The organism is Dokdonella fugitiva (assembly GCF_004342425.1).
GTDB lineage: Bacteria > Pseudomonadota > Gammaproteobacteria > Xanthomonadales > Rhodanobacteraceae > Dokdonella_A > Dokdonella_A fugitiva.
Genome location: NZ_SLWQ01000001.1, coordinates 458,252 through 483,229, shown reverse-complemented (window position 1 = coordinate 483,229; position 24,978 = coordinate 458,252). Strand labels below are relative to the sequence as shown.

General features: G+C 69.3%; 19 protein-coding genes and 1 riboswitch. Of the genes, 8 read left to right on the top strand and 11 right to left on the bottom strand.

All coding sequences use genetic code 11. From position 1 onward, the window contains the following. Positions 1 to 3 precede the first annotated feature (3 nt). A complete protein-coding gene (locus EV148_RS02010) occupies positions 4 to 1,008 on the top strand; it encodes a DUF2167 domain-containing protein (protein WP_131992686.1) in 1,005 nt (334 codons plus the stop codon). 18 nt (positions 1,009 to 1,026) lie between these two features. On the opposite strand, the gene mprF is transcribed toward EV148_RS02010, so the two are convergent. From mprF to EV148_RS01970, 8 genes are all read right to left on the bottom strand, one after another. Continuing rightward, positions 1,027 to 3,651 carry a bifunctional lysylphosphatidylglycerol flippase/synthetase MprF gene (gene mprF / locus EV148_RS02005; RefSeq protein ID WP_131992683.1) on the bottom strand — a complete coding sequence of 875 codons (2,625 nt, stop codon included), beginning with the start codon at positions 3,649 to 3,651 and terminating at the stop codon, positions 1,027 to 1,029. A gap of 130 nt (positions 3,652 to 3,781) precedes the next feature. Continuing rightward, a complete protein-coding gene (gene cydX, locus EV148_RS02000) occupies positions 3,782 to 3,913 on the bottom strand; it encodes a cytochrome bd-I oxidase subunit CydX (RefSeq protein ID WP_131992680.1) in 132 nt (43 codons plus the stop codon). Positions 3,914 to 3,926: 13 nt separating this feature from the next. Continuing rightward, positions 3,927 to 5,060: a cytochrome d ubiquinol oxidase subunit II gene (gene cydB, locus EV148_RS01995; protein WP_131992677.1), complete on the bottom strand. Its 1,134-nt coding sequence runs from the start codon at positions 5,058 to 5,060 to the stop codon at positions 3,927 to 3,929. A 52-nt stretch (positions 5,061 to 5,112) separates the two neighbouring features. Then, entirely contained in the window at positions 5,113 to 6,696 is a 1,584-nt protein-coding gene (locus EV148_RS01990) for a cytochrome ubiquinol oxidase subunit I (RefSeq protein WP_131992674.1), read from the bottom strand. Then, on the bottom strand, positions 6,686 to 6,904 hold the full coding sequence (gene cydP, locus EV148_RS01985) for a cytochrome oxidase putative small subunit CydP (protein ID WP_131992671.1): 219 nt from the start codon (positions 6,902 to 6,904) through the stop codon (positions 6,686 to 6,688). Before cydP ends, EV148_RS01990 begins: the two co-directional genes overlap by 11 nt. Before the next feature lie 4 nt (positions 6,905 to 6,908). Beyond that, positions 6,909 to 7,319, bottom strand: a complete 411-nt coding sequence (locus tag EV148_RS01980) for an MmcQ/YjbR family DNA-binding protein (protein WP_131992668.1) — start codon at positions 7,317 to 7,319, stop codon at positions 6,909 to 6,911. Between the two features lie 12 nt (positions 7,320 to 7,331). Further along, entirely contained in the window at positions 7,332 to 8,666 is a 1,335-nt protein-coding gene (gene pepQ, locus EV148_RS01975; RefSeq protein WP_131992665.1) for a Xaa-Pro dipeptidase, read from the bottom strand. A 159-nt stretch (positions 8,667 to 8,825) separates the two neighbouring features. Then, entirely contained in the window at positions 8,826 to 9,350 is a 525-nt protein-coding gene (locus EV148_RS01970; RefSeq protein WP_131992662.1) for a DUF3016 domain-containing protein, read from the bottom strand. Between the two features lie 298 nt (positions 9,351 to 9,648). Between EV148_RS01970 and EV148_RS01965 the strand changes: the two genes are divergently transcribed. From EV148_RS01965 to EV148_RS01940, 6 genes are all read left to right on the top strand, one after another. Beyond that, positions 9,649 to 9,915 (top strand): hypothetical protein, encoded by a 267-nt coding sequence (locus EV148_RS01965; protein WP_131992659.1) that lies wholly within the window; start codon positions 9,649 to 9,651, stop codon positions 9,913 to 9,915. 72 nt (positions 9,916 to 9,987) lie between these two features. Then, on the top strand, positions 9,988 to 11,232 hold the full coding sequence (locus EV148_RS01960) for a hypothetical protein (protein ID WP_131992656.1): 1,245 nt from the start codon (positions 9,988 to 9,990) through the stop codon (positions 11,230 to 11,232). Between the two features lie 129 nt (positions 11,233 to 11,361). Next, positions 11,362 to 11,456: riboswitch (TPP riboswitch) on the top strand. A gap of 83 nt (positions 11,457 to 11,539) precedes the next feature. Beyond that, the gene (thiC, locus tag EV148_RS01955; RefSeq protein WP_131992653.1) at positions 11,540 to 13,417 is read left to right on the top strand and encodes a phosphomethylpyrimidine synthase ThiC; all 1,878 of its coding nucleotides are present in this window, start codon (positions 11,540 to 11,542) and stop codon (positions 13,415 to 13,417) included. A 96-nt stretch (positions 13,418 to 13,513) separates the two neighbouring features. Continuing rightward, positions 13,514 to 14,113, top strand: a complete 600-nt coding sequence (locus EV148_RS01950) for a ferritin-like domain-containing protein (protein ID WP_131992650.1) — start codon at positions 13,514 to 13,516, stop codon at positions 14,111 to 14,113. 98 nt (positions 14,114 to 14,211) lie between these two features. After that, positions 14,212 to 15,225, top strand: coding sequence for a DUF2333 family protein (locus EV148_RS01945; protein ID WP_131992647.1), 1,014 nt, complete (start codon positions 14,212 to 14,214; stop codon positions 15,223 to 15,225). Positions 15,226 to 15,568: 343 nt separating this feature from the next. Next, positions 15,569 to 17,212: an ArnT family glycosyltransferase gene (locus EV148_RS01940; protein WP_158287270.1), complete on the top strand. Its 1,644-nt coding sequence runs from the start codon at positions 15,569 to 15,571 to the stop codon at positions 17,210 to 17,212. A gap of 86 nt (positions 17,213 to 17,298) precedes the next feature. Here the strand turns inward: EV148_RS01940 and ppa are convergent, their stop codons facing one another. The 3 genes from ppa to EV148_RS01925 form a co-directional block, all read right to left on the bottom strand. Beyond that, entirely contained in the window at positions 17,299 to 17,847 is a 549-nt protein-coding gene (gene ppa / locus EV148_RS01935; protein WP_131992641.1) for an inorganic diphosphatase, read from the bottom strand. 184 nt (positions 17,848 to 18,031) lie between these two features. Next, positions 18,032 to 19,324: a thioredoxin family protein gene (locus EV148_RS01930; protein ID WP_131992638.1), complete on the bottom strand. Its 1,293-nt coding sequence runs from the start codon at positions 19,322 to 19,324 to the stop codon at positions 18,032 to 18,034. Next, a complete protein-coding gene (locus EV148_RS01925) occupies positions 19,321 to 21,462 on the bottom strand; it encodes a prolyl oligopeptidase family serine peptidase (RefSeq protein WP_131992635.1) in 2,142 nt (713 codons plus the stop codon). Before EV148_RS01925 ends, EV148_RS01930 begins: the two co-directional genes overlap by 4 nt. Positions 21,463 to 21,717: 255 nt before the next feature. On the opposite strand from EV148_RS01925, the gene EV148_RS01920 reads away from it, so the two are divergent. After that, a partial coding sequence (locus EV148_RS01920) for an InlB B-repeat-containing protein (protein WP_199222695.1) occupies positions 21,718 to 24,978 on the top strand: 3,261 nt, incomplete at its 3' end.

The following is a 24,978-nucleotide window of genomic DNA, read 5'->3' as shown; positions in this document are numbered from 1 at the left end:
CGCATGTTCCCCGCACTCCTGCTCGTGGTCGTTGCGGTCGCCGCCGGGCTGCTCTACGTGTTCGCGGCCGTGCGTGTCTGGCGTTCGGAACCCAGGCTCGCGCTCGCGATGCTGCTGGTCTGGCCGGTCGGCGCGTACGTGCTCGCGCGCTACTGGAACCGCGAGGAAGAAGGCGTGCGCGTGCCGCTGCTCGCCGCGTTCGGTGTGTTCGCCCTCTGGCTCGGCTTCTTCGCGCTGCGCCCGGGCGAGGTCGCGCCCGGGGCGGCGGCCGGCGGCGGGGACGCGATGGACGCGACCGCCGATGCCCACGGCGCGGCGCAGCGGCGCCGCGCGCTCGCACACGTGGCGACGAGCCGCGGCCGCGTCGACATGCCGGTGGCGAAGGCGTCGATCGTCGTGCCCGAGCATTTCCGTTTCATCGATCGCGTGGCGCTGCAGCGCGCGTTCGCGGGCAGCGGCGACGGGCCGGGGCCGCGCACGGTCGGCTGGCTCGTGCACGAGCGCGTCGACCTCGCCGCGGAGGATGCATGGTACGTCGACGTCGAGCATTTCGCGGACGGTTTCGTCAGCGACGAATCGTTCGCCGGCCAGTCGCGTGAAACCCTGCTCGCGGCGGGGCAGCGCGCGACCAAGGCGCTGTCCGACCGGCAGGAAGCGGGCGAGGCCGAATTCAGCCTCGTCGACTACGTCGAAACGCCGCGGCTCGACGCCTCGCGGCACACCGTCGCCTGGGTCGAGGAGATCGCCTACACGGGCAAGCACGCGTACCACGCGCTCGACTGCCATGCGGTCCGCCTCGGCCGCTCCGGCGTGCTGGCCTTCTCGATCACCGGCATCGCGCCGGCGCGGCGCGAGCTGTGCCTGCGCAGCGTGCGCCTGCTCGCCGGACGCAGCAGTTTCGAGCCGGGGCAGACCTACGCCGATCGTTCGCGTCTGCTCGACCGCAAGGCCACGTACGACCTCGTCGCGCTCGTCACCGGCGCAGCGCCGGGGTTGCGGCGGCATTGATGCGCCGCGTGCCGGCGCTCAGCGGCCGCTGAGGAAGCGCCGGTAGCCACCCGAGACGAGCGCCGCGATGTCGATGAGCAGGCCCGGTACCCATAACCCGCGCGGATAGGCGAGGTAGGAGCCGGTCCATTCGGGCTGGAACTTCTCCTTGTAGCGGCGCAGGCCCTGGTAGTTGTAGAAGCGGCCGCCGTACTGGAACGCGAGCGCGGCGAGGCGCTCGTTGATGCGCGCGTACGGGTTGTCGCCGACGCTCGACAGCGGTGCCATGCCGAGGCTGAAGGTCGCATGGCCTTGTTCCTTCGCCCACTGCATCACGCGCGCGAACAGGAAATCCATCGTGCCGCGCGGCGCGTCGTCGACGTGGCGCATGAGGTCGACGCTCGCCGTGCCGTTCGGCCCGTACGGCGGCAGCACGTTGGCGAACGCGATGAGTTCGCCCGAGCGGCGCACCAGCGCGAGCGGGCTCCAGGCGAGATAGTCCGGATCGAAGCGGCCGAGCGAGAAGCTCTTCTCGTGCGCGCCCTTGTCGGCGAGCCAGGCGTCCGAAACGCGCTCGACCTCGGTCATCAGCACGGTGTCGAATGGCGGCTCGACCATTTCGAACGCGAGCTGTTCCTTCACCGAGCGGTTGACCGCCTGGCGCAGGTCCTCCCAGCGCTTGCCCGCCAGCGTGAACTCGTCGAGGCGGATCGTCGCGAGCTCGCCGAGCTTGAACAGGTCGAAGCCGAGGTCGTGGTAGAGCGACAGGTCCGGCTCGAGCACCTCGTAGAACACCGGCGCGCGGTCCTGCGCATCGGCGAACTGGCGGAAGTCGAGGATCGCGCGCTTGATCGCGCCCTCCGGTCCGCACGGCGAGCCGAGTGCGACGAGGCGGTCGCGCACGGCCGCGTACGCGACCACCGTGCGATGGTCGCCCGACCAGAACAGGTGCTTGTCGCTCATGAAGGAAAGGTGGCCGAACTCGCCGCCGCCATGCTCGCGATAGACCTCGCGTGCGCGCTCGAGCTCGGCGTGGTCCGGCAGCTTCAGCGACGGCCGACGCACCGCGAACGACTGCCATACGAGATAGCCACAGACGCCGAGCCCCGCCGCGAACAGGCCGCGCACGATGCGCGAGGAGTGTTCGCCGAAACCGAAGTACCAGAGGTCGAAACTGTCGTCGCCGAGCATGGTGCCGACGCCGACGGCGAAGAACGCGCACACGACGACGATGAGGCCGGCGAGCCAGGTGAACGTCGTCAACGAGGTCAGGCTCATCGCGCGCTGGGTGAACTCGCGCTTGCGCACGCGCAGCAACGCGGCGATCGCCAGCAGGAACAGCGCCTCGCCGAAATGCAGGCCCTTGGTCACCGCCAGTACCGCGGCGAAGATCAGCAGCGGCTGGGCCAGGTTGTAGGCGACGCGCAGGCGGCCGTCGATGCCGCGGCCGAGGCCGAGCAGCAGCACGCCGGTGAGGACCGACAGCCAGTACGAACCCTCGACCGCGGCGAGCGGCAGGTTCGCGCGCACGACCACGGTGTGCTCGTGCACCGCGGGGATCGCCGCCGACGCGAGCAGCAGCAGGCCGGCGCCGAACGTGAGCATCGCGAGCACGCGGATGCCGAAGCCGGCGAGCAGGTTCGCCGGCAGGCCGAGCACGCCGAACAGCGGATGCGTCTGCAGGCGCGCGGTCGCGCGCGCGATGCCCGGCAGCTGGCCGACGAGCATGCCCGAGCCGAGGTAGAGGCCGGCGAGCAGCGGCAGCAGGTAGTAGGCGATGCGGAACAGGAACAGGCCGGCCAGCACCTGCGCGTTGTCGTAACCGCCGCTCGACAGCGCGAGCAGCATGAGCCCGTCGAACACGCCGAAGCCGCCCGGGATCAGGCTGAGCAGGCCGAGCGTCTGCGCGGCCGCGAAGCTGCCGAGCAATGGACCTGGCTTGACGTGCGCCCCGGCGAGGTAGAGGCAGCCGTACAGCACCGCGGCGCTGAGCACCCAGTCGACGAACGAAAGCGCGGTAAGCGCGAGCTTGAGGCGCAGGGGTGGCAACTCGCGCCCGCCCGGCAGCCAGCGCATGAGGCGGCGCCGGCCGGTCAGCACGAAGAACGCGGGCAGGTACGCCGTGGCCGCGGCGAGCACCGCGAGCGCGACCCAGTGCGTCGTCGCGCCCGGCGTGATCGGGCGCGAGCCGAGCGCGAGGGTGATCACGATGAGCACGGACAGTCCCAGCGGCAGCGACAGCACCTGCAGGCCGATCAGCGCCGCGCCGCGCGCGAGTTCCACCTTGCGCGCGGCAAAGGCGAGCAGGCGCACGCCCGAGCCGATCGCGCCGGAAAGGTTGAGGATGTTGGCGAGCGAATTGGCGACGAAGGCGAGACGCAGCATCTCGCCGGCCGGCATCGGCAGGCCGAGCCAGCGCGCGATGACGACGTCGACGAGGCCGGTGAACGCGACCGCAACGAGTGCGAGCGCGCCGACCCCGAGCGCTGGCAGGGTCGGCACCTGCAGCAGGGTGCGCTGGATCTGCGGCAGGTCGAACTCGTCGACGCCGTGCCAGACGAGGGCACCGACGAGCGCGAGGAAGGCGATCGGCACGAGCCAGCGCAGATAGGCCGTCCAGCCGCGGCGCGCGGGGGACACGGGGACAGTGTCGGTGGTGCTCATCGGCGCTCGCGTCGTCCTTGAATCCGGTGCGCGATTCTAGCGGTGTCCGGCGCACCGGAACCCGCGCCGTGGGGCGGAACGATCGGAGCGGTTCGGGGCGGGTGCCAGCCGGAGCACTCGGCGGCGATGGTCAGGGCGGTGGCGTCTTCTCCGCCGCATCGCGGGCGGCCGCCGCGTCGGCGGCGAGTTCGAACCACATCGCATTGAGGATCGCGAAGGCGAGCGCGAGGCCGAGGCCGAGGATCCAGCTGAAGTACCACATCGCGAGAGCTCCTTCAGTACATGCCGTGCGTCTGCTTCACATGCTCGAGCGAGACGCGCCCGCGCAGCACGCGGTAGACCCAGGCGGTGTAGGCGAGGACGATCGGCAGCAGCAGCGCGGTGACGAGCAGCATGAGGCCGAGCGTCGTGCGACTGCTCGATGCGTCCCACACGGTGAGGCTGCTGCGCGGATCGAGGCTCGAGGGCAGCAGGAACGGGAACAGTGCCAGGCCGGCCGATGCGATCGTGCCGCTCACGGCGACCGAACTGGCGACGAACATCGCGAGGTGATGGCGGCGACCGCACAGCGGCAGCGTCGCGAGCGCGGCGGCGAGCGCGACGATCGCGGCTGCGACGGCCCAGCCGCCGAGCGGCGAATCGACGAGCCAGTTGCTCCCGACGATGACGGTTTTCGCGAGCGGATTGGACGGGCCTGCCGGGGTCGAGCCGCCCTGCAATGCATACCCGGTCACGCCGAAATACAGCACGAACCCCGCCGCCACGTACAGCGCGACGAAGGCCGGCGCGAGCAGGCGCACCGCGCGCTCCGCGCGCGCGAGCACGACGCCCTCGCTCTTGACCGCGACCCACGCCGCACCATGCAGCAGCAGCAGCGCGACCGAAACGAGCCCGGTCAGCAGCGGGTACGGACGCAGCAGGTCGAAGAACCCGCCTTCATGGGTGAGCCTCAGCGTTTCGTCGTAGCGGAACGGCACCCCGAGGAAGAGATTGCCGAACGCGACGCCGAACACGAGCGCGGGCACGATGCCATGCAAGGTCAGCAGCCAGTCCCAGAAGCCGCGCCAGCGCGCGTCGGTGAACTTGTTGCGGAAATTGAAGCCGACCGGCCGCACGATCAGGGCGAGCAGGGCCAGCAGCATCGCGAAATAGAAACCGGAGAAGGCGGCCGCGTAAAGCAGCGGCCACGCCGCGAAGATCGCGCCGGCACCGAGGATGAGCCAGACCTGGTTGCCTTCCCAGACCGGTTCCACTGTTTCGAGCACCGCGCGGCGCTCGGCATCGTCGTGGCCGAGCACGCGCAGCAGCGCGGCGATGCCGAGGTCGAAGCCGTCGGTGACGGCGAAGCCGACCAGCAGTACCCCGAGCAGCGCCCACCAGACTATGCGCAGGGTTTCATAGTCGGGCATCACGATCCTCCTTGCGCACCGTGCGCGTTACATCGCATGGACGGCGCCGCCGTCATGGTCTTGCCGCCACGACCGAATGGTCCGGCACGGGCTCCGGCGTTGCCGGCGGCCACATGCCGAGGCCATCGGGTCCCTTGCGCGCGTACTTGAGCATGAGCACGGCGTCGACGACCGCGAGCGCGCTGTAGAACAGCACGAAGCCCGCGAGGCTCGTCGCGACCTGCGCCACCGATACCGACGAGACGCCGAGCGCGGTCGGCAGCACGCCTTCGATCGCCCACGGCTGGCGGCCGTATTCGGCGACGATCCAGCCGAGTTCGATCGCGAGCCACGGCAGCGGCAGGCTCCACAGCGCCGCCTTGAGGTACCAGCGGCGGCGATCGAGCTCGCGCCGCGCCGAGAGCCAGAACGAGTACGCGAACAGGGCGATGAACCACAGCCCGCAGCCGACCATGATGCGGAATGCCCAGAACAGCACGGGCACGTTCGGGATCGTGCTCGCCGCGGCCGCGCGGATGTCGTCGGGACTCGCCGTCGCCGGATCGGCGAGACTGCGCTTGAGCAGCAGCGCATAGCCGAGGTCGCGCTCGTGCGCCTCGAACTCGGCGCGCGCCGCCGCGTCGTTGCGATCGACGCGCAGGCGCTGCATCGCCGCGTATGCCTTCATGCCGCCGGCGATGCGCTGCTCGGCATCGCCGACGAGTTCGCCGATGCCGGGCAGGACGCGATCGAGCGAGCGCGTGCCGATGATGCCCATCAGCCACGGGATGTGGATCGCGTAGTGGGTCGTGCGTTCGGCGACGTCGGGGAGGCCGAAGGCGGTGAACGCTGCCGGCGCGGGTTCGGTCTCCCACATCGCCTCGATCGCGGCGAGCTTCATCTTCTGGTGTTCGGTCACCGTGTAGCCTGATTCGTCGCCGAGCACGACGACGCTGAGCGCGGAGGCGAGGCCGAAGCTCGCCGCGACCGTCATCGAGCGCTTGGCGAAGTCGATGTTGCGGCCCTTGAGCAGGTACCAGGCACTGATCGACAGCACGAACATCGCGCCGAGCACGTAGCCCGCGCTGACCGTGTGCACGAACTTGGACTGCGCGACCGGGTTGAACACCACCGCGCCGAAATCGGTGACTTCCATGCGCATGGTGTCGAGGTTGAAGCGCGAGCCCACCGGGTTCTGCATCCACGCGTTGGCGATGAGGATCCACAGCGCCGACAGGTTCGTGCCGAGCGCGAGCAGGAAGGTCACGACGAGGTGCTTCACGCGCGAGAGGCGGTCCCAGCCGAAGAAGAACAGCCCGATGAACGTCGCTTCGAGGAAGAACGCCATCAACCCCTCGATCGCCAGCGGCGTGCCGAAGATGTCGCCGACATAGTGCGAGTAGTAGGCCCAGTTGGTGCCGAACTGGAACTCCATCGTCACGCCAGTGGCGACGCCCATCGCGAAATTGATGCCGAACAGCACGCCCCAGAACTGGGTCATGCGTTTCCATACCTCGCGCCCGGTCATCACGTAGACCGCTTCCATGATCGCGAGCATCCACGACAGGCCGAGCGTGAGCGGCACGAACAGGAAGTGGTAGAGCGCGGTCAGCGCGAACTGCAGGCGCGACAGGGTGACGACGGTCTCATCGATCATCGGGAGCCTCGTGGGCAGGCGCGAGCAGGTGGTCGGCGACGGCGGCAGGACGCGTGTCCGCGTGCGGCAGCGGGCGGATGCAGAAGAACCAGATCAGCGCAAGCGCGACGAGCTTGAACACGATGATCGCGCCGAACTCGACGCCGAAGCGGCGCCCGCCGCGGCTGCGGAACCAGGACGCTTCGGCGGGGCGATGTGATTCGGCCACCGCGTCAGGTTACGCCGGTCCGACTCCGCTGTCTCGCGACAGGTTGCCGCGGCGTGCCGGTCGCCCGGAGGGCGGCCTGCTTCGTCTTCGGCAACGACGCCAGCGCGCGCCGATACGACCACTCGACGAGCTCGCGCAGGTACGCGGCGGACACCGAACGCACGTCGACGACCGTGACCCAGTGGAAGCGCGCCAGGTAGCGCGCGGGCTTGATGCCGGCAACGCCGGTGAGCTCGAGGAAGCGCTCCGGCGTCGTGCGGAAGCTGAAACGCCACTTCTCCGGTTCGGAGAGTTTGAAATACGCGAACTGCCTGCCGCCGACGTCGTAGAGGAGGATGTTGTACGGCGGATCGAGCGCGCGCGAGGTCGCGCCGGGCAGGCGCGCGCAAAAGGCCTCGAGCGCGCGCGTATCCATGCCCGTGCAGCGTCAGCCGAGCGCGGCGAACGCGTCGCGCGTGAGGTTCTCCGGCTCGCCCTCGGTGCAGGCCACGTCGTCCTCGATGCGGATGCCGCCGTACTTGCGGAACGCATCGACGCGCGCCCAGTCGACGTCCTTCGCCGCCGGCTTGTTCGCGAGCTCGGCGAGCAGCATGTCGATGAAGTAGAGGCCGGGTTCGATCGTCACCACCATGCCCGGTTCGAGTGCGCGCGTCATGCGCAGGTACGGGTGGCCCGGCGGCCGCGGCAGCGTACCGCCGCGGTCGCTCGCCTGGAAGCCGGCGACGTCGTGCACCTGCAGGCCGATCGGGTGGCCGAGGCCGTGCGGGAAGAACGTCGAGGTGACGCCGGCATCGAGCGCGGCCTCCGCGCCCATGCGCACGAAGCCGTGGTCCTTGAGGATGCCGCCGAGCACGAGGTGCGCATGCACGTGCAGGTCGGGATAGGCTTGTCCCGCGCGCACCTTCGCGACGAAGCCGCGTTGCGCGGCGTCGACCGCGTCGATCAGCGCCTGGAACTCGCCGGCATCGGCGGCGGCGTAGGTGCGCGTGATGTCGCTCGCGTAGCCGTGGAAGCTCGCGCCGGCGTCGATGAGGAAAGAATGCGCGCGCGCCGGCGGCGCGTGCGCGAGTTCCATGTAGTGCAGCACCGCGGCGTGTTCATTGAGCGCGATGATGTTGTTGTACGGCAGCTCGTTGTCGCCCTGGCGCGCGCTCCCCATGTAGGCGACGTGGATGTCGAACTCCGATGCGCCGGCGCGGAACGCGCGTTCGGCCGCGCGGTGCGCGCGCGCGCCGATCTTGCTCGCGACGCGCATCATCGCGAGCTCGTAGGCGCTCTTGTACGAGCGCTGCCAGTGCAGGTAATCGAGCACGCCTTGCGGATTGTTCGGGGCGAAACCGTCGAGCGCCGCACCCGCCTCGCCGATCACCGCGCAGCGCGCGACGTCGTTGGGCAAGTGCGCGCGCGCCTCCTTCGCTTCGCGGATCACGACGATGTCGAAATGCTCGACCCAGTAGCCCGCGGGCGCGTCGGGCACGACGTGCCAGTAGTCGTGCGGCTGCAGGTAGACGAGCTTGGGCTTGCGCCCGGGCGTGTGGACGATCCACGAACCGGGTGCCTTCGTGACCGGCAGCCAGTGCTTGAAATGCGGATTGACCGCGAACGGGTACGGCCGGTCGTCGAGGAACTGCATCGCCGGCTGGCCCGCGGCGATCACGAGATGGTCGAAGCCCTCGCGCAGCAGCGCCTTGTCGGCGCGCGCCTGCAGCGTGGCAAGGTGCTCGGCGTAGAGAGGGTGCAGGTCGGGATGCTGGATGTCCATCGCAGGCTCCGGAACGGAACCCGCATTGTGCCGTCAACGCAGGGTCGCGTGCAGCCTGGAACACGAAGCACCCCGCGGCACGCGAGCAGCCGGAGCAAGGAGCAAGAATGTCTTCGCGTGCCTGGCGTGCTTCGTGTCCGCCCTTGCGCATCCGCCGCGTCAGCCGCGCGCCGGCCTGAACTCCCTGCGCAGCCAGTCGTCGAGCAGGCGCTTCTCGAAGCGCAGCGGATCGCTGTCGTCGGGCGTGCTGCGCATGAGGAACGCGCTGTCGCGCAGCCTGCGTTCGCCCGAGGCGAGCACGCGGCCATCCGCGCCGGTCAGGGTGAACCGCAGGTCGATGCGCGGCGGGTAGATGTCCTTGACGATGCGCACGTCGTTCCACTCCGGGCCGCGCCAGGGTTCGACGCGCCCCGCGCGGTCGATGTCCGTGAAGGTCACGTCGAGGCGCTCGCCGGCAGGCAGGATGCGGTCGGCGCTGCGCTCGAGGTGCCGGGACAGCAGCGCGAGCCATTCTTCCGGGCGCATCTGGCGGATGCCCGGGTTGTCGCGCGTATCGGAAAACGCGTGCGGATCGGTCCAGTCGACGTTCACGCGCGCGGACGGTTCGGCCGCGGCCGCGAGGGTCGCGAAACCTGCGGCGGCGAAGACGATCGCGGCGGCGCGTGCGGCGAGTTGGCGGGTCATGTCGGGCTCCTTCGTGTTGCGATGCTTTCAGGACGGTGCTTGGACCCCCGCCGTCGCGCCGGGTTGCATGCGCACACAGCGATGGCAGCGCGCGTTGCGCCACGATTCAGCAGCGACTGGGAGCGGGTCGCGCCGCGTGCAACGTGCTGCAGCGGACCACCGGCATGGCACGCAACGGCGTTCGCCAGTCCGATCGAGTGCGCGGGAGGAGGCGCGCCAGGGGGCCGTTCCTGGGCCGCTGCGACGCCCGGCGGCATTCCGCCGTCGCAACGACGTATGACCAACGAGGGGATGCACGATGGGCAAGAAAAGAAATTCCGCGCTCGCCGCCGCGATCGTTGCCGCGGCCTTCGCCCCGGCTGCGCATGCGATGCACGTCGATCCGCACGGCCTGGGCCAGGTGCTCGTTTTCCCGTACTACACCGCGAACGGTGGCAACGACACGCTATTGGTGATCAGCAACGCGACGGCGCAGGCGAAGGCGCTGCGCGTGCGCTTCCACGAAGGTTACGACGGGCGCGAGGTGCTCGACCTCGACGTCTACGTCGCGCCGCACGGCGCATGAGCGGCCAGCGGCACGTCTGCCGGCGACGATGCATCGGTCGCGCGACTCGTCACGAGCGACTCCAGCTGCACGGTGCCTGCGCTCGCCACGCACGCGATCGACTTCCGCACGGCGTCCTACGCGGGCGAGAACACCACGACCGGTCCGAGCGGCAACGCCGATGGCGGTCCGCAGACGGCCGATCGCACGCGCGAAGGCCATTTCGACGTCTTCGAGATGGGCGAAGTGACCGGCAACCAGCACGGCAGCGCCGACGCGATCGCGGCGGGCGATTGCGCGGCCATCGCGTCCGCGTGGTCGGCGGGCGGCTACTGGCGCGCCGACGCGGGAGCCGACCTGACGCCGCCCGCCGGTGGCGTGTACGGCGCCGAATATGTCATCGACGTCGCGCGCGGCACGATGTTCGGCGTCGACGCGCTCGCGATCGACGGCTTCCGTTCGGCGCACACGGCGCCCGGCGCCGTGGCGCCCGACCTCGACAGCGCGAGCGCGCAGGCGAATGGCCGCTACGCGGCGCAGGTCGCCGTCGATGGCGCGCTGCGCACGCTCGAATACGCCGATCCCGTCGATGCCGTGAGCGCGCTGTTCATGGCCACGACGCTCGAAGGCAGCTATGCGCGCAGTCCGGCGCTCGGCGCCCGCACCGGCTGGATCGTCACCGCGCCGACCAAGCGCTGGTATGTCGATCCCGCGCGCGTCGGCGACCTCGCCAAGGCACCGTTCGAAACGAGCTTCGTTCATTCCTACACGAGTGGCCAGATGACCAGCGGCGGCGTCGTCACCGAGCGCTGGGCGAGTTCGTATCCGTACGCGTGCACGACGGTCGGCGCGGTCGGCCATGCCCGCGACGGCAGCGCGGTCCCGCTCGCCGCGGTCAACTCCGGTGGCGGCGCCGACGCCGCGGGCAGGGCCGCGAACCCGGCCCTCACGCCCTGCCTCGAAACCTCGGTGCTCACGTTCGAGACGAGCGCCGGTGCAGGCGACATCGAACTGCCGGTGTCGGCGACCGGCTCGCGCCTGACCAATGCGACCGATCCCGGCGCGCACGTGTCGCGCAACTTCAGTGGCATCGAGCTCCTGCCGGAGGCGGGCAGCGTTTCCATCGACCTCGCCCACGACATGACCGGGGCGGCGGTGCCCTCGCGCGCGCTCGCCGCGGCAGCGAACGGCGACGTGCTGGCCGGACTGCCCGTGCTCGCCTTCGCGACGACGACCTGGGTGAACGGCAACGCCGCCGGCGTGCTCGCCAACTACGGCGCGAGCGCGGCAGTGCGCAGCCGCGTCGCCTGCACGAACGCGGGCGGGCCCTGCCGCTGAAGGCCTCGTGCGGATGGCGGCCACCGGGCCGCCGTCTGCATGGCGGCGCATCGGCGGTTCGCCGGCGAACGCCCGCCGCCGCGGGTGTTCCCGCCAACTGGCTGCGTCGCCGCGAACGTGTTTCAATGCACGCCGAAGCGGGGGTGCCGGCAATGGCCGGCTGAGAGAGTCCCTTCGAACCTGATCCGGTTAGCACCGGTGTAGGGAGCTTGGTGGGACGCGCGCATCCGCGCGCGTCGGCGGATACCGCGCATGCGCGGACTTCCGCGGCAGGCTCCCTCCGTAGATCGACGCCGAGGAGCTTTGCATGAACGCCGTCCCGTCCGCGCTGCTGCGCGAAACCGCCGAACTGTCCGGCTCCGTGACGCGGCCGATCCCCGGCTCGCGCAAGATCTACGTCGACGGGTCGCGCGCCGACCTGCGCGTGCCGATGCGCGAGATCGCGCTCGCCGACACGCCGTCGGTGTTCGGCGCCGAGAAGAACGCGCCATTCACGGTCTACGACACCTCCGGCCCGTACACCGACCCGGCCTACCGCGTCGACCTCGCGGCCGGCCTGCCCGCGCTGCGTGCGCGATGGATCGAAGAGCGCGGCGACAGCGAGCGGCTCGCCGACTTCAGCTCGCCGTTCACGCGCCGCCATGCGAATGCGCCGTCGCTCGCCGAAGTGCGCTTCCCGGCGATCCCGAAGCCGCGCGTGGCGAAGGCGGGCATGAACGTGTCGCAGATGCACTACGCGCGGCGCGGCATCGTCACGCCGGAAATGGAATTCGTCGCGATCCGCGAGAACCAGCGCCTCGAGGCGATCCGCGAGGCGCACCTGCTGCGCCAGCACCCGGGCCAGTCGTTCGGCGCGTCGATCCAGAGAGTGATCACGCCCGAGTTCGTGCGCGAGGAAGTCGCGCGCGGCCGCGCGATCATCCCCTGCAACATCAACCATCCGGAAAGCGAGCCGATGATCATCGGCCGCAATTTCCTCGTGAAGATCAACGCCAACATCGGCAACTCCGCCGTGACGAGCTCGATCGCCGAGGAAGTGGAGAAGATGGTGTGGGCGATCCGCTGGGGCGCCGACACGGTGATGGACCTCAGCACCGGCAAGCACATCCACGAGACGCGCGAATGGATCCTGCGCAACTCGCCCGTGCCGATCGGCACCGTGCCGATCTACCAGGCGCTGGAGAAGGTCGGCGGCGTCGCCGAGGACCTCACCTGGGAGCTGTTCCGCGACACACTCGTCGAACAGGCCGAGCAGGGCGTCGACTACTTCACGATCCACGCCGGCGTGCGCCTGCCGTTCGTGCCGCTGACCGCGCGGCGCGTCACCGGCATCGTCAGCCGCGGCGGTTCGATCATGGCCAAGTGGTGCCTCGCCCATCACCGCGAATCGTTCCTCTACGAACGCTTCGAGGAGATCTGCGAGATCATGAAGGCGTACGACGTCGCGTTCTCGCTCGGCGACGGCCTGCGCCCGGGCTCGATCGCCGATGCGAACGACGCCGCGCAGTTCGCCGAACTCGACACGCTCGGCGAGCTCACCCAGGTCGCCTGGAAGCACGACGTGCAGGTCATGATCGAGGGCCCCGGCCATGTGCCGATGCACCTGGTCAAGGAAAACATGGAGCGCCAGCTCGAGAAGTGCGGCGAGGCGCCGTTCTACACGCTGGGGCCCCTGACCACCGACATCGCGCCCGGCTACGACCACATCACGAGCGCGATCGGCGCGGCGATGATCGGCTGGTACGGCACCGCGATGCTCTGCTACGTGACGCCGAAGGAACACCTCGGCCTGCCCGACAAGCAGGACGTGCGCGACGGCATCATCACCTACAAGCTCGCCGCGCACGCGGCCGACCTCGCCAAGGGCCATCCCGGCGCGCAGGCGCGCGACAACGCGCTCAGCAAGGCACGCTTCGAGTTCCGCTGGGACGACCAGTTCAACCTCGGCCTGGATCCGGAGAAGGCGAAGGAGTTCCACGACGAGACGCTGCCCAAGGAAGCGCACAAGAGCGCGCATTTCTGCTCGATGTGCGGCCCGAAGTTCTGCTCGATGAAGATCACCCAGGACGTGCGCGACTACGCGAAGGAGCACGGCGTCGGCGACGAGCAGGCGCTCGCCGAGGGCATGGCGGAAAAGGCCGCCGAGTTCCGCGCCCAGGGCGGCGAGGTCTACCGCCCGGGTTGAGCCGCCGGCCTTCAGCTGGCGGACATGCGCGCGCCGTACCCTAGGGCGGCGTCGCCCGCGCCGCGGGCACGCCATCCCATCCCGGAGGAGGCAGGCATGGCCGCGAGTCCGCGTAGCGACAAACCGTTCCTTTCCGACATCCAGACGATCCGCAAGCGCGCCCGCGCGCACATGGAGCGCGGTGCCGTCACCGACAGCTACACGCTCGATCGCGCGACGGTGCTGAAGCTGCTCAACGAGGCGCTCGCGACCGAGATCGTCTGCGTGCTGCGCTACAAGGCGCACTACTACCTCGCCTCGGGCATCAACGCGAAGAGCGTCGCGGCCGAATTCCTCGAGCACGCGGCCGAGGAGCAGTCGCACGCCGACCGCATCGCCGAGCGCATCACCCAGCTCGACGGCCAGCCGAATTTCTCGCCGGACGGCCTGTCCGGCCGCAGCCACTCCGAGTTCGTCGTGCCCGAGGACCTCGCCTCGATGATCGAGGAGAACCTCGTCGCCGAGCGCATCGCGATCGACAGCTACCGCGAGATCATCAACTACGTCGGCGACCGCGACACGACCACCAAGCGCCTGCTCGAGGAGATCCTCGCGGTCGAGGAAGAACACGCCGAGGACATGAAGACGCTGATGGAGAACTTCGGCCAGAAGGGCGAGCCGGCCAAGCCGGGTTCCGCCGGCGGGAAGAAGAAGTAGGGCCGCGATGGCCTAGAATGGCGGCGTGAGGGCGGGCGATCGGCGCCCGCGGCGCCGCCCGTCCCGGGCGGGGCGCACCGTCGGCAACGGGGAATGGCATGCAAGGAAATGGCTTCGGTCGCGTTCGTGCGTGGCTGCTGCGCGGCATCGGCGCGGTGTTCGCGCTCGCCGTCGTGCTCGTGCTCGCGCTGATGTGGTGGTGGGATTACGAGCCCGGCCATTTCGACGTCGTCCCGACCGCGCAGGCGCGCCTCGCCGCGAAGGGCGAGCGCGTCGTGACCGGAAGCGTCACGACGGCCGCGCTGATCACGACGGCGGAAACCCTGCTCGACAAGCGCGGCGGTTATCTCAGCAACGACCGCCTGCCGCCCGGCGTTTTCATGGACAACGTCCCGAACTGGGAATTCGGCGTGCTCACCGCCACGCGCGACCTCGCCCGCGCATTGCGCAACGATTTCAGCCGCTCGCAGACGCAGTCGGTCGAGGACAAGGACCTGCAGGAAGCCGACCCGCTGTTCAGTTCGCCCAACGATCGCTGGCTGCTGCCGAGTTCGGAGAGCCAGTACCGCAAGGCGATCGCGCGCGTCGATGCCTACCTCACGCGCCTCGCCGACGGTGACGACAGCAACGCGCAGTTCTACGCGCGCGCCGACAACCTCGCCGACTACCTGCAGGTCGTCTCGGCGCGGCTCGGCTCGCTGTCGCAGCGCCTGTCGGCCGCGGCGGGCCAGGTGCGCATCGATACCGACCTCGCCGGCGACGAGCATGCACGCCAGTCGACCCCCGCGCCGAGTCCGCGGCTCGTGAAGACGCCATGGACGAAGATCGACGACAACTTCTACGAAGCACGCGGCTACACCTGGGCGCTGCGCGAGCAGCTCGAGGCCGTGCGCGCCGACTTCGCGCCGATCCTCGCCAGCAAGAACGCGACCGTGAGCCTCGAGCAGGTGATCCGCGAACTGGAGGAATCGCAGAAGGCACTCGGTAGTCCGATCGTGTTGAACGGCACGCCGTTCGGCTTCTTCGCCAATCATTCGCTCGTGATGGCCAACTACATCTCGCGCGCGAACGCGGCGGTGATCGACCTGCGCGAGCTGCTCAAGCGCGGCTGAGGGCGACGCCGAAGCGAAAGCCGAAGCCTGAAACACGAAGGACACGAAGGAAAAGCGGAATCAGGAAAAGAGCTTGAAACACGGAGCACGCGGAGCACACGGAAAAAGCAAAAGCGGGAAGAGCTTTTGACTCGAGAGCTTTTCCTCCGTGTGCTACGTGTTTCAATCTTCAACTCTCTTCGCTTTGCTTTTCCTTCGTGTCTCAGGCTCTTGATCTGCTTTTCGGCCCGGCAGCAACGCCCGTTGGGCCGGCCGGTGGGCTGGGCGAATGGTTGCCGCGGTCGCGCGCGCGGCGGTCGGCGTGCCAAGATTCGCGTTCTGCCGGCTGCGAGTTCCCGATCCCGTGTTTCCTTCGACCGACCCCGACTGGCGCGCCGTCCTGCTGCATCCGCTGGCGGTGGCGGCCGTGTTGCTGTTGCCGATCGTGTTCCTGCTCGGGCCGCTGCCGATCGACGAGACGCGCTATCTCGCGGTGGCCTGGGAGATGCGCCAGACCGGCGAGTTCCTCGTGCCGCACCTCAACGGGGCGACCTACGCGCACAAGCCGCCGCTGCTGTTCTGGCTCATCAACGCCGGCTGGCTGCTGACGGGCGTGCACGCGTGGACCGCGCGTGCGATGACCCTGTTGTGCTCACTCGCGAGCCTCGTGCTCATGCAGCGCCTGGCACTGCGCCTGACCGGGTCCACCGCGACCGCGCGCACGTCGATGTGGTTGCTGCTCGGCGCGATCTACTTCGCGCTGTTCTCCAACGCGATCATGTTCGACGTGCCGCTGGCGACCTGCGTGCTGCTCGCGATGCACGGCATCCTCGATCTCGCCAATGCACGCACGCGACGCGGGGTCCTCGTCACGGGTGGCGCGATCGGCCTCGGCATCCTGGTCAAGGGACCGGTCATGTTGCTCGATGTCGCCTTCGTCGCGCTTGCCGCGCCGTGGTGGAGCGCCGACCGCCTGGCCGGCCGGCGCGGGCGCTATTTCGGCGCCTTCGCGCTGTCGATCCTCGTCGGCGCGCTGATCGGCCTCGCCTGGGCGGTTCCCGCGGCCCTGCACGGCGGCGAGGCCTACGCGCGCGCGATCTTCCTCAACCAGACGCTCGATCGCATCGGCGGCGTCAAGGGCACGAGCGCGCACGGTCGCCCGGTGTGGTGGTACCTCGTGGTGTTCCCGCTCATGCTGTTGCCCTGGCCGCTCATGCTGCGCGCGGGCGCGACGAAGCTGCGCGAACTCGCGACCGAAACGCCGTGGCGATTCGGCGTCGCCTGGGTGCTGCCGACATTCGTCGCGTTCTCGCTCGTCGCCGGCAAGCAGCCGCATTACCTGTTGCCGACGATCCCGGGCGTCGCGCTGCTGCTCGCGTTCGCACGCGAGCGCGGCGCACTGCGCCTGCGCGCCGGCGCATTCGGCGCGTTCCTCGTGCTGTTCGGCGCGGCGACCGCGGCGCTCCCGTGGCTCGCGCCGAAGCTGCCCTCGCTGGCATTCGCCGCGGACGTATCGCCGCTATGGGGATGCCTCATCGTCGCGATCGGCGGCGCGCTCGCGATCGGTCGCATGCGTCTCGTCCAACCGGCCGGCGCGGCGGTCGCGATGGTCGCGGTCGGGTTGGCGATCAAGCTCGCCGTGCTGCAGGGTTCGGGCGATCGCTACGACATCCGCGCACTCGCCACGCGCATCCATGATGCGCAAGAGGCCGGCCGCCCGGTCGTCCATCTCGGCTGGCATCACGGCGTGTTCGAATTCGCCGGCCGCCTGACGCAACCCGTGCCCGCACTCGACACGCTCGAGGCCTTCCAGGCCTGGGCGCACGAGCATCCCGACGGCTACGTCGTGAGCTTCTACCGCCGCTTCCGCTTCCGCGCAGACCCGGTCTACGCGCAGAAATTCCGCGGCGGCGAAGTGTCCATGTGGAACGCCGCCGACGCCCTCGCCTCGGGCGTCGACCCAGCATCCTCGCATGCCGGCGACGAACCCGACGAAAGCGACGATTGATCCGGGTCGCTGCGCGGCGCAGGACAGCCGAGCCTTCGTGCCCTCATCTTTCCAGCTTGGTTCCTGCTTCGGCTTCGACCCCGGCGTCAGGGTGCGGGCTTGTTCGCCGTGGCCTCGTAGCGTTCGACGCCGGCGGTGATCTCGGCCTTGGCGGCCGCGGCGTCGGCCCAGCCTTCGAGCTTGACCCACTTGCCCTTCTCGAGGTCCTTGTAGTGCTCGAAGAAGTGGCCGATGCGTTCGAGCCAGTGGCCGGATACCTGGCCGATGTCGGCGATATGGCCATAGCCGGCGAAGATCTTCGCGTGCGGCACGACCACGAGTTTCTCGTCGGCGCCCGCCTCGTCGGTCATGCGCAGCATGCCGACCGGGCGGCAGCGGATCACCGAGCCCGGCACCAGCGGCAGCGGCAGGATCACCAGCGCGTCGAGCGGGTCGCCGTCGCCACCGAGCGTGCGCGGCACGTAGCCGTAGTTGCACGGATAGCGCATCGGCGTCGACAGCACGCGGTCGACGAAGATCGCGCCGGAGGCCTTGTCGACCTCGTACTTGACCGGCTCCGCGTCCTTGGGAATCTCGATGATGACGTTGATCTCGTCGGGCACGTTGGCACCGGCGGGGACGCGCTCCAAACCCATGTCGTTGTCCTCAGGCTGTTCGAATCGGCGCGCCGCAGTCGGCGCGCGGCGGGCCGTCCCGCGCGGCGCGAAGGATACGGCAAAGCCTGCGGCAGTGCAGCAAACGCCGTCGCGGCGAAGCGGGACGCAGCCGCGAAGCGGCATCCGCAGGGCGGTACGCGCGCAGCGCGTGCCGCCGACCACCTCAGGAGGCGAGTTCGGCCTTGAGCTTGGCCACCTGCTCGGGGAACCACTGCCCGTTCTGCTCGAGCACCTCGGCGACGACCTGCTTCGCATCGTCGCGGCGGCCGAGCGCCTTGAGCGCCTTCACGCGATACAGCGCGACGCCGAGCCGGTTCTCGCCGTAGGCCTTGTCAGCCGCCTTCTCGAGCCAGGGCAGGGCCTCGGCGGCGCGCTTGCGCTCGAGCAGGCTGCGCCCGAAGCGGTATGGATAGACGTAGTCGTCGGGCCATGCCGCGACGAGCTTCGGGTACAGCGCGTCGAGTTCGGCCTCTCGATGCGCGCGCGCGAGGTAGACGCGCAGGTTGTCGGCGAGGTTGCGGTCCTTGCCGTAGTCGCCGCCGAGGCGCCTGCGGGCATCGGCGATCGCGCGGTCGAGCACGGCCTTCTCGGCCGCGGCGTCGCCGAGCGCCGCGTCGACGTCGGCGGTCGTGACCACCGCGCTGCGCTGGTCCGCGCATGCGGGTGTTGCGACGTAGATGTCGCGCGCGAGCATCGCCTCGAGGGCGGCGCGCTGTGGCTGGAGGAGCGCCGCGCGTTCGGCCTTCGGCTGCTTTTCGCTCGCTTCGAGCAGCGCATCGACGACGTAAGGGCGATCGCAGCCGATGTCGCCGGCGAGCACGCGGCGTGCGGCGGCGATGGCGCCTGCATGGTCGTCCTGCGCGCGTGCCCTGGAAAGGTCGAGGCGGTCGCGCTGCAAGGTCACGGTCGGGTCCTTGTCGGCGTTCGCGCGCACCTGCGCCGGCAACGTCCCATACCACGCGAGGCCGTCCTTGCCCGCATCGCGCGCCTGGAAGGCGCCGAGCACGGCGGCCACGGCCTCGATCGAACCGCCCGCGGCCTGCTGCTTCAGCGCGTCGAGCGTGTTCGATCCGGCGATGATGCGGTCGATCATCGGGTAGAACTTCGCGCGCGGCTGCTCGGCCAGGATGCGGCCGAGCTCGCTGCCCTGCTCGTCGAGCACGACGTAGGCGGGCAGCGCCTTGACCGCGAGCTTCTTCATCCATGCCGCGCCATCGGGCGAATCGGCGTCGACCGCGGCGACCACGGCCTTGCGGCCGAGCGCGTCCCACTCGGTGCCATTGAGCACGTGCGTTTCCATGAAGTAGCACGAGTAGCACCAGGGTGCGCTGAAATCGAGCAGCAGCGGCTGGTGCGCGCGCTTCGCCTTGGCGAGCGCGGCGTCGACGTTCGCGGGGGCGGCCGCGTGCGACGCGCCGGCGACCGCGAGCGCGAACAACAGTGGCGTGCGCATCATGGCGCCGCCTTCGACGCGAGCTGCTGCCACAGGAAGGTGTACGCGAGTGCGTGCATGAAGGCCGATTGCCGGTTGTCGGCGGCGGCGCCGTGGCCGCCTTCGGTGTTCTCGTAGAACCAGGCGTTCGAGTAGCCGAGTTCACGCATGCGCGCCGCCATCTTGCGCGCCTGCACCGGGCCGACGCGATCGTCACTGGTCGCGGTGTAGAACAGCACGGGCGGATAGTCCTTGCCCGGGGCGAGGTTCTGGTACGGCGAAAAGGTCTTGATGAAGGCCCATTCCTCCGGCTTGTCGGGGTCGCCGTACTCGGCGATCCACGACGCGCCCGCCGACAGGTGCGTGTAGCGCTTCATGTCGAGCAGTGGCACTTCGCAGACGATCGCGCCGAACAGCTCGGGGTACTGCGTCAGCATGTTGCCCATGAGCAGACCGCCGTTGCTGCCGCCTTCGGCGCCGAGGCGGCGGCGCGAGGTGATGCCTCGCTTGACGAGGTCCGCGGCGACCGCGGCGAAATCCTCGTACGCGCGCGGGCGGTTCGCCTTGAGTGCGGCTTCGTGCCAGCGCGGGCCGTACTCGCCGCCGCCACGGATGTTGGCCACCGCGAACGCGCCGCCGCGCTCGAGCCACGAACGGCCGACGCTGCCGCTGTACATCGGCGTCAGCGCGACTTCGAAGCCACCGTAGCCGTACAGCAGGGTCGGCGTGTCGCCGTCGGCCTTGATGTCCTTGCGCGCGATGACGAAGTACGGCACGCGCGTTCCGTCCTTCGACGTCGCGAAATACTGGTGCACGTCCATGCCCTTCGCGTCGAAGAAGACCGGCGCGCGCTTGATCGGCGCCGCATCGGCGCTGCCGAGCACGCCGTAATAGAGCGTGGTCGGCGCGAGGTAGCCGCTCACGCTGAGGAAGTAGGCCTCGCTCGTGTCGGCATCGATGCCGTGCGCCTCGATCGTCGAGAGCGCGGGGGCACCGCCGAGCTTCTCGCGGCGCCATTCGCCGCTGCGCGGCGTGAGCACCTCGAGCCGGCTCGCGACGTCGTCGAGGATGTTCAGGATGAGGTGGTTGCGCGTCCACGAATGCGCCGACAGCGACGTCGTCTCGCCCGGCTCGAACAGGACGGTGAATTTGCGCTTGCCGGGTTTGTCCTGGTTGGCGAGGAAGTCGGTGAACTTCGTGGCGAGCAGCGCGCCCTGCGGGTAGGTCGTGCCATCGAGCTTCCATGCGTCGCGCAGCTGCACGAGCAGCCATTCGCGATGCGTGTCGATCGTGGCGTCGGCCGGCACGTCGAGCTTGACGAGCTTGCCGTCCTTGCCGCGCACGAACGTTTCGCTGGTGTAGAAGTCGATCGCGCGCGTGACGAAGTCGCGCTCGAAGCCGGGCGTGAGGTCGCGGCTGGCGGACACCGCGAGGTCGTCGTCGCTGCCTTCGTAGACGAGCGTCGCGGCGGACAGCGGCGTGCCGCGCTTCCACTCCTTGACGATGCGCGGGTAGCTCGATTTGGTCATCGTGCCGGGACCGAAGTCGGTCGCGACGTAGATGCGGTCCTTGTCGATCCAGGCGACGTCCGATTTCGCTTCGGCGAGTTCGAACCCGCCCTTGACGAACCTGCGGTCGGACAGGTCGAACTCGCGCACGACGTTCGCGTCGCCGCCGCCCGGCGAAAGCGCGACGAGGCAGCGCCGATTGGCCGGACGCAGGCAGGTCGCGCCCTGCCAGACCCAGTTCCTGCCCTCGGCCTTGGCCAGGGCGTCGAGGTCGATCACCGTCTCCCAGCGCGGCTTGTCCTTGCGGTATTGCTGCAGGGTCGTGCGCCGCCAGAGGCCGCGCGGGTGGTCCTGGTCCTTCCAGAAGTTGTAGTAGCGGTCGCCGATGCGGGTGACGGCGGGGATCTTCGCGTCCGAATCGAGCACCTCGAGGATGCGCGTGCGCGTGCGTTCGAATTCCGGTGTCGAGGCGAACGCCTGCCGCGTCTCGGCGTTGCGCTGCTCGACCCATTCCAGCGGTTTCGCGCCATGGATGTCTTCGAGCCAGAGCCAGGGATCCTCGACCTGGGCGGCCGCGGGGCGGGGCGGGGTATTCATGCAGCCGGTTCCGATCAGCAGCAGCGTGAGGGTGGCGAGGCGCGGGAGCAGGCGCATGGACCAGTACCGTATCGTCGGAAAAATCCATCGTGCGCAAAGCTGAACGCCCTTGTCCAGCGGCCGGGGACAAGTTGCCAATCCAGTCACGTTTTCGCGTTCGGGGCGCTTGAAAACCAGACTCCCTGCAAAACCGGCCGGAAGAATGATAGGCTGGGCCGGCAGTACCAGGTGCGACTACGTCTTGAGGCCTAGTCCGCGGGTGATGCAGACAACCAGGGGGGAAAACTCATGTATCGCAGAAGTGCGCCCTTCATGGCGCAGGCGTTTCTGTGTGCGTCGGTCCTGTTCGCGGCAACGGTGTACGCCGCGCCTGAGCCGGCGAGCGACATCCAGGGCGTGCGCATGCCGACCGCGGCCGGCGTCACGCACACGTCGGCCGAACTCATGCAGATCGAGGCGACGCGGCCGCAACGGCACGGTCCGCGCCCCAGGCGCGAACACGAAGCGTTCGAGCGCGACAACCTGCAGCCCAATCCGGAGGCTCCGGCCGTATCGCGCTATCCGTCGTCGGCGGCCAGCGAACCGGATCGCGGGCCGCGTGCGATCCATACGCCGTCCACGTCCTTCGATGGCGCGACACTGACCGATACCGGCGCGTTCCCGCCGGACTCGATGGGCACGGTCGGCCCGTCGCAGTACGTGGTCGCGGTCAACGGCCGCATCCGTTCGTTCACCAAGGCCGGCGTCGCCGACGGGGTGCTGAACCTCGATACCGACGCCTTCTTCGCTTCCGTGATGACGCCGGTGGGCGGTTCGGTCGTGCTCAACTTCACGAGCGACCCGCAGGTGCGCTACGACCGCTTCAGCGCACGCTGGTTCATCAGCATCATCGACGTGCCCTGCACCAACGCGAGCTGCAGCGCGACCGCGGCGAACCGCTGGCTGCTCGCCGTGAGCGATGCGGCGAGCAACGGCGTGATCAGCGCGTCGACCGCGTGGACGTTCTTCTTCGTTACCACCGATCCGGGCTCGAACTTCTGCGACTACCCGTCGCTCGGCATCGACGTCAATGCCCTCTACTTCGGCTGCAACATGTTCTCGAGCGCGGGCGCCTTCGTCGGCACGAACGCGTATGTCGTGCAGAAGTCCTCGGCGCTGGGCGCCGGCCCGCTGGTCGTCACGAGCTTCCCCAATGTCGGAACCGCTAGCGCTGGTCCGTTCGCGCCGCGTGGTGCAGACAACTTCGACCCCTCGGCGACGCAGGGCTACTTCGTCGGCGTCGACACCGCGGTGTACAGCCGCCTCGTCTTCCGTCGCGTGTCCAATCCGGGCAGCGCCACGCCGACGATCTCGGCGAACATCAATCTCACCGTGCCGACGACCGGGGCGACCAATCCGGTCGAGCACTCGGGCAACACCGGCGGCAACAACGGCCGACTGGACTCGCTCGACGATCGCCTCTACGCCGCGATGATCCGCAACGGTCATTTGTGGACCGCGCACAACCTGCGCGTGAGCACGACCGGTGTCGCGAGTACCACCGGCGCAGCCCGCAAGGCGGCGCGCTGGTACGACATCCAGAACCTCTCGACGACGCCGTCCCTCGTCCAGTCCGGCACGGTGTACGACAATGCAGGGACGCTCACGACCGCGCTGCAGTACTGGATCCCCTCGATCACGGCGACCGGCCAGGGCCATGCGGTGATCGGTTTCAGCCAGGCGGGTACACCGCTGGGTGCGACGCCCGCCTACGCTGGACGGCTCGCCGGGGACCCGCTCGGCGTGATGACCGGTCCGCCGACCGCCGCCGCGATGCAGTACGGCATCACCTCGGCCAACTACAACCCGCCGTCCGATCCGGGTGGCGGGTCCGGCCGGCGCTGGGGCGACTACTCGTTCACCGTCGTCGATCCGCTCGACGACATGAGCGTGTGGACGATCCAGGAGTACAACCAGTCGCTCAACAGCTATGCGGTGCGCGTCGGCAAGCTGCTCGCGCCGCCGCCGGCGACGCCGACCTGCTCCGGTTCGCCGATCGCCTTCGCGGGCGGCACGGGCAACGTCACGATCGATGCGACGTCGAGCAACGGCTCCGGCTTCTATGATCCCGGTGCCGACCTGCCTCCGCCCGCACTCCCGTTCAACCACGTCTCGGCGACGGTCACGAATGCGACCGTCAACAGCGTGACCTACAACTCGCCGACGCAGGTCGTGCTCAACATCACCGCGAACGCGGCCGGCCTGCAGGACGTCACGATCACCAACCCGGATGGCCAGTCGGTCACCGCGAACGGCTGCATCGACGTGTCCGCTCCCGACCACGTGGTCGCGCCGAGCGTGTCCGGAGGAAACGGTACGATCAGTCCGTCGACGCCGCAGACCGTCAATGACGGCGCGACGACCGCGTTCACGCTGACGCCGGATCCGGGCTATCACATCATCACCCCGGTCGGCGGCACTTGCGGCGGCAGCCTCGCCGGCAACACCTACACGACGAATCCGGTCACGGCCGACTGCACGGTGATCGCGAGCTTCGCGATCGACACGCACACGGTGACCCCGAGCGTGTCGGGCGGCAACGGCACGATCAGTCCGTCGACGGCGCAGACGGTGAACCACGGCGCGACGACCGCGTTCACGCTGACGCCGGACTCGGGCTACCACATCGTGACGCCGGTGGGTGGCACCTGCGGCGGTTCGCTCGCGGGCAACACCTACACGACGAACGCGGTGAATGCCGACTGCACCGTCATCGCGAGCTTCGCGATCGACACGCACACGGTGACGCCGAGCGTGTCGGGTGGCAACGGCACGATCAGCCCGTCGACGGCGCAGACGGTGAACCATGGCGCGACCATCGCGTTCACCCTGACGCCGGCCCCGGGCTACTCGATCGTCACGCCGACGGGCACCTGCGGCGGTTCGCTGGCGGGCAACGTGTTCACGACCAATGCGGTCACCGCGAACTGCACCGTCATTGCTTCGTTCGCGCAAGTCACGCACATGGTCACCCCGAGTGTGTCCGGAGGCAACGGCACGATCAGCCCGTCGACGCCGCAGACGGTGACTGAAGGCGCGACCATCGCGTTCACGCTGACGCCGGCGACGGGCTACCACATCGTGACGCCGGTCGGCGGTACCTGCGGTGGTTCGCTCGCGGGCAACACCTACACGACGAATGCGGTGAACGCGGATTGCACGGTCATCGCGAGCTTCGCGATCAACACGTACACGGTCACGCCCAGCGTGAGCGGCGGCAACGGCACGATCAGCCCGTCGACGGCGCAGACGGTGAACCACGGTTCGACCATCGCATTCACGTTGACGCCGGCCACGAACTACCACGTCGCCAACGTGGCGGGCACCTGCGGCGGTTCGCTCGTGGGCAACACTTACACTACGAACGCGGTGAACGCGGACTGCACGGTGATCGCGAGCTTCGCGATCGACACGCACACGGTGACCCCGAGCGTGACGGGCGGCAACGGCACGATCAGCCCGTCGACGGCGCAGACGGTGAACCACGGTTCGACCATCGCATTCACGTTGACGCCGGCCACGAACTACCACGTC

What these genes read in the sequence shown, in the direction of transcription:
- EV148_RS01925 (WP_131992635.1), bottom strand. Translation starts at nt 21,462, where the DNA reads ATGCGCCTGCTCCCGCGCCTCGCCACCCTCACGCTGCTGCTGATCGGA.
- pepQ (WP_131992665.1), bottom strand. Translation starts at nt 8,666, where the DNA reads ATGGACATCCAGCATCCCGACCTGCACCCTCTCTACGCCGAGCACCTT.
- EV148_RS01970 (WP_131992662.1), bottom strand. Translation starts at nt 9,350, where the DNA reads ATGACCCGCCAACTCGCCGCACGCGCCGCCGCGATCGTCTTCGCCGCC.
- mprF (WP_131992683.1), bottom strand. Translation starts at nt 3,651, where the DNA reads ATGAGCACCACCGACACTGTCCCCGTGTCCCCCGCGCGCCGCGGCTGG.
- cydB (WP_131992677.1), bottom strand. Translation starts at nt 5,060, where the DNA reads ATGCCCGACTATGAAACCCTGCGCATAGTCTGGTGGGCGCTGCTCGGG.
- EV148_RS01980 (WP_131992668.1), bottom strand. Translation starts at nt 7,319, where the DNA reads ATGGATACGCGCGCGCTCGAGGCCTTTTGCGCGCGCCTGCCCGGCGCG.
- EV148_RS01950 (WP_131992650.1), top strand. Translation starts at nt 13,514, where the DNA reads ATGGCCGCGAGTCCGCGTAGCGACAAACCGTTCCTTTCCGACATCCAG.
- thiC (WP_131992653.1), top strand. Translation starts at nt 11,540, where the DNA reads ATGAACGCCGTCCCGTCCGCGCTGCTGCGCGAAACCGCCGAACTGTCC.
- EV148_RS01965 (WP_131992659.1), top strand. Translation starts at nt 9,649, where the DNA reads ATGGGCAAGAAAAGAAATTCCGCGCTCGCCGCCGCGATCGTTGCCGCG.
- EV148_RS01945 (WP_131992647.1), top strand. Translation starts at nt 14,212, where the DNA reads ATGCAAGGAAATGGCTTCGGTCGCGTTCGTGCGTGGCTGCTGCGCGGC.
- cydX (WP_131992680.1), bottom strand. Translation starts at nt 3,913, where the DNA reads ATGTGGTACTTCAGCTGGATCCTCGGCCTCGGCCTCGCGCTCGCCTTC.
- EV148_RS01930 (WP_131992638.1), bottom strand. Translation starts at nt 19,324, where the DNA reads ATGATGCGCACGCCACTGTTGTTCGCGCTCGCGGTCGCCGGCGCGTCG.
- EV148_RS02010 (WP_131992686.1), top strand. Translation starts at nt 4, where the DNA reads ATGTTCCCCGCACTCCTGCTCGTGGTCGTTGCGGTCGCCGCCGGGCTG.
- EV148_RS01990 (WP_131992674.1), bottom strand. Translation starts at nt 6,696, where the DNA reads ATGATCGATGAGACCGTCGTCACCCTGTCGCGCCTGCAGTTCGCGCTG.
- ppa (WP_131992641.1), bottom strand. Translation starts at nt 17,847, where the DNA reads ATGGGTTTGGAGCGCGTCCCCGCCGGTGCCAACGTGCCCGACGAGATC.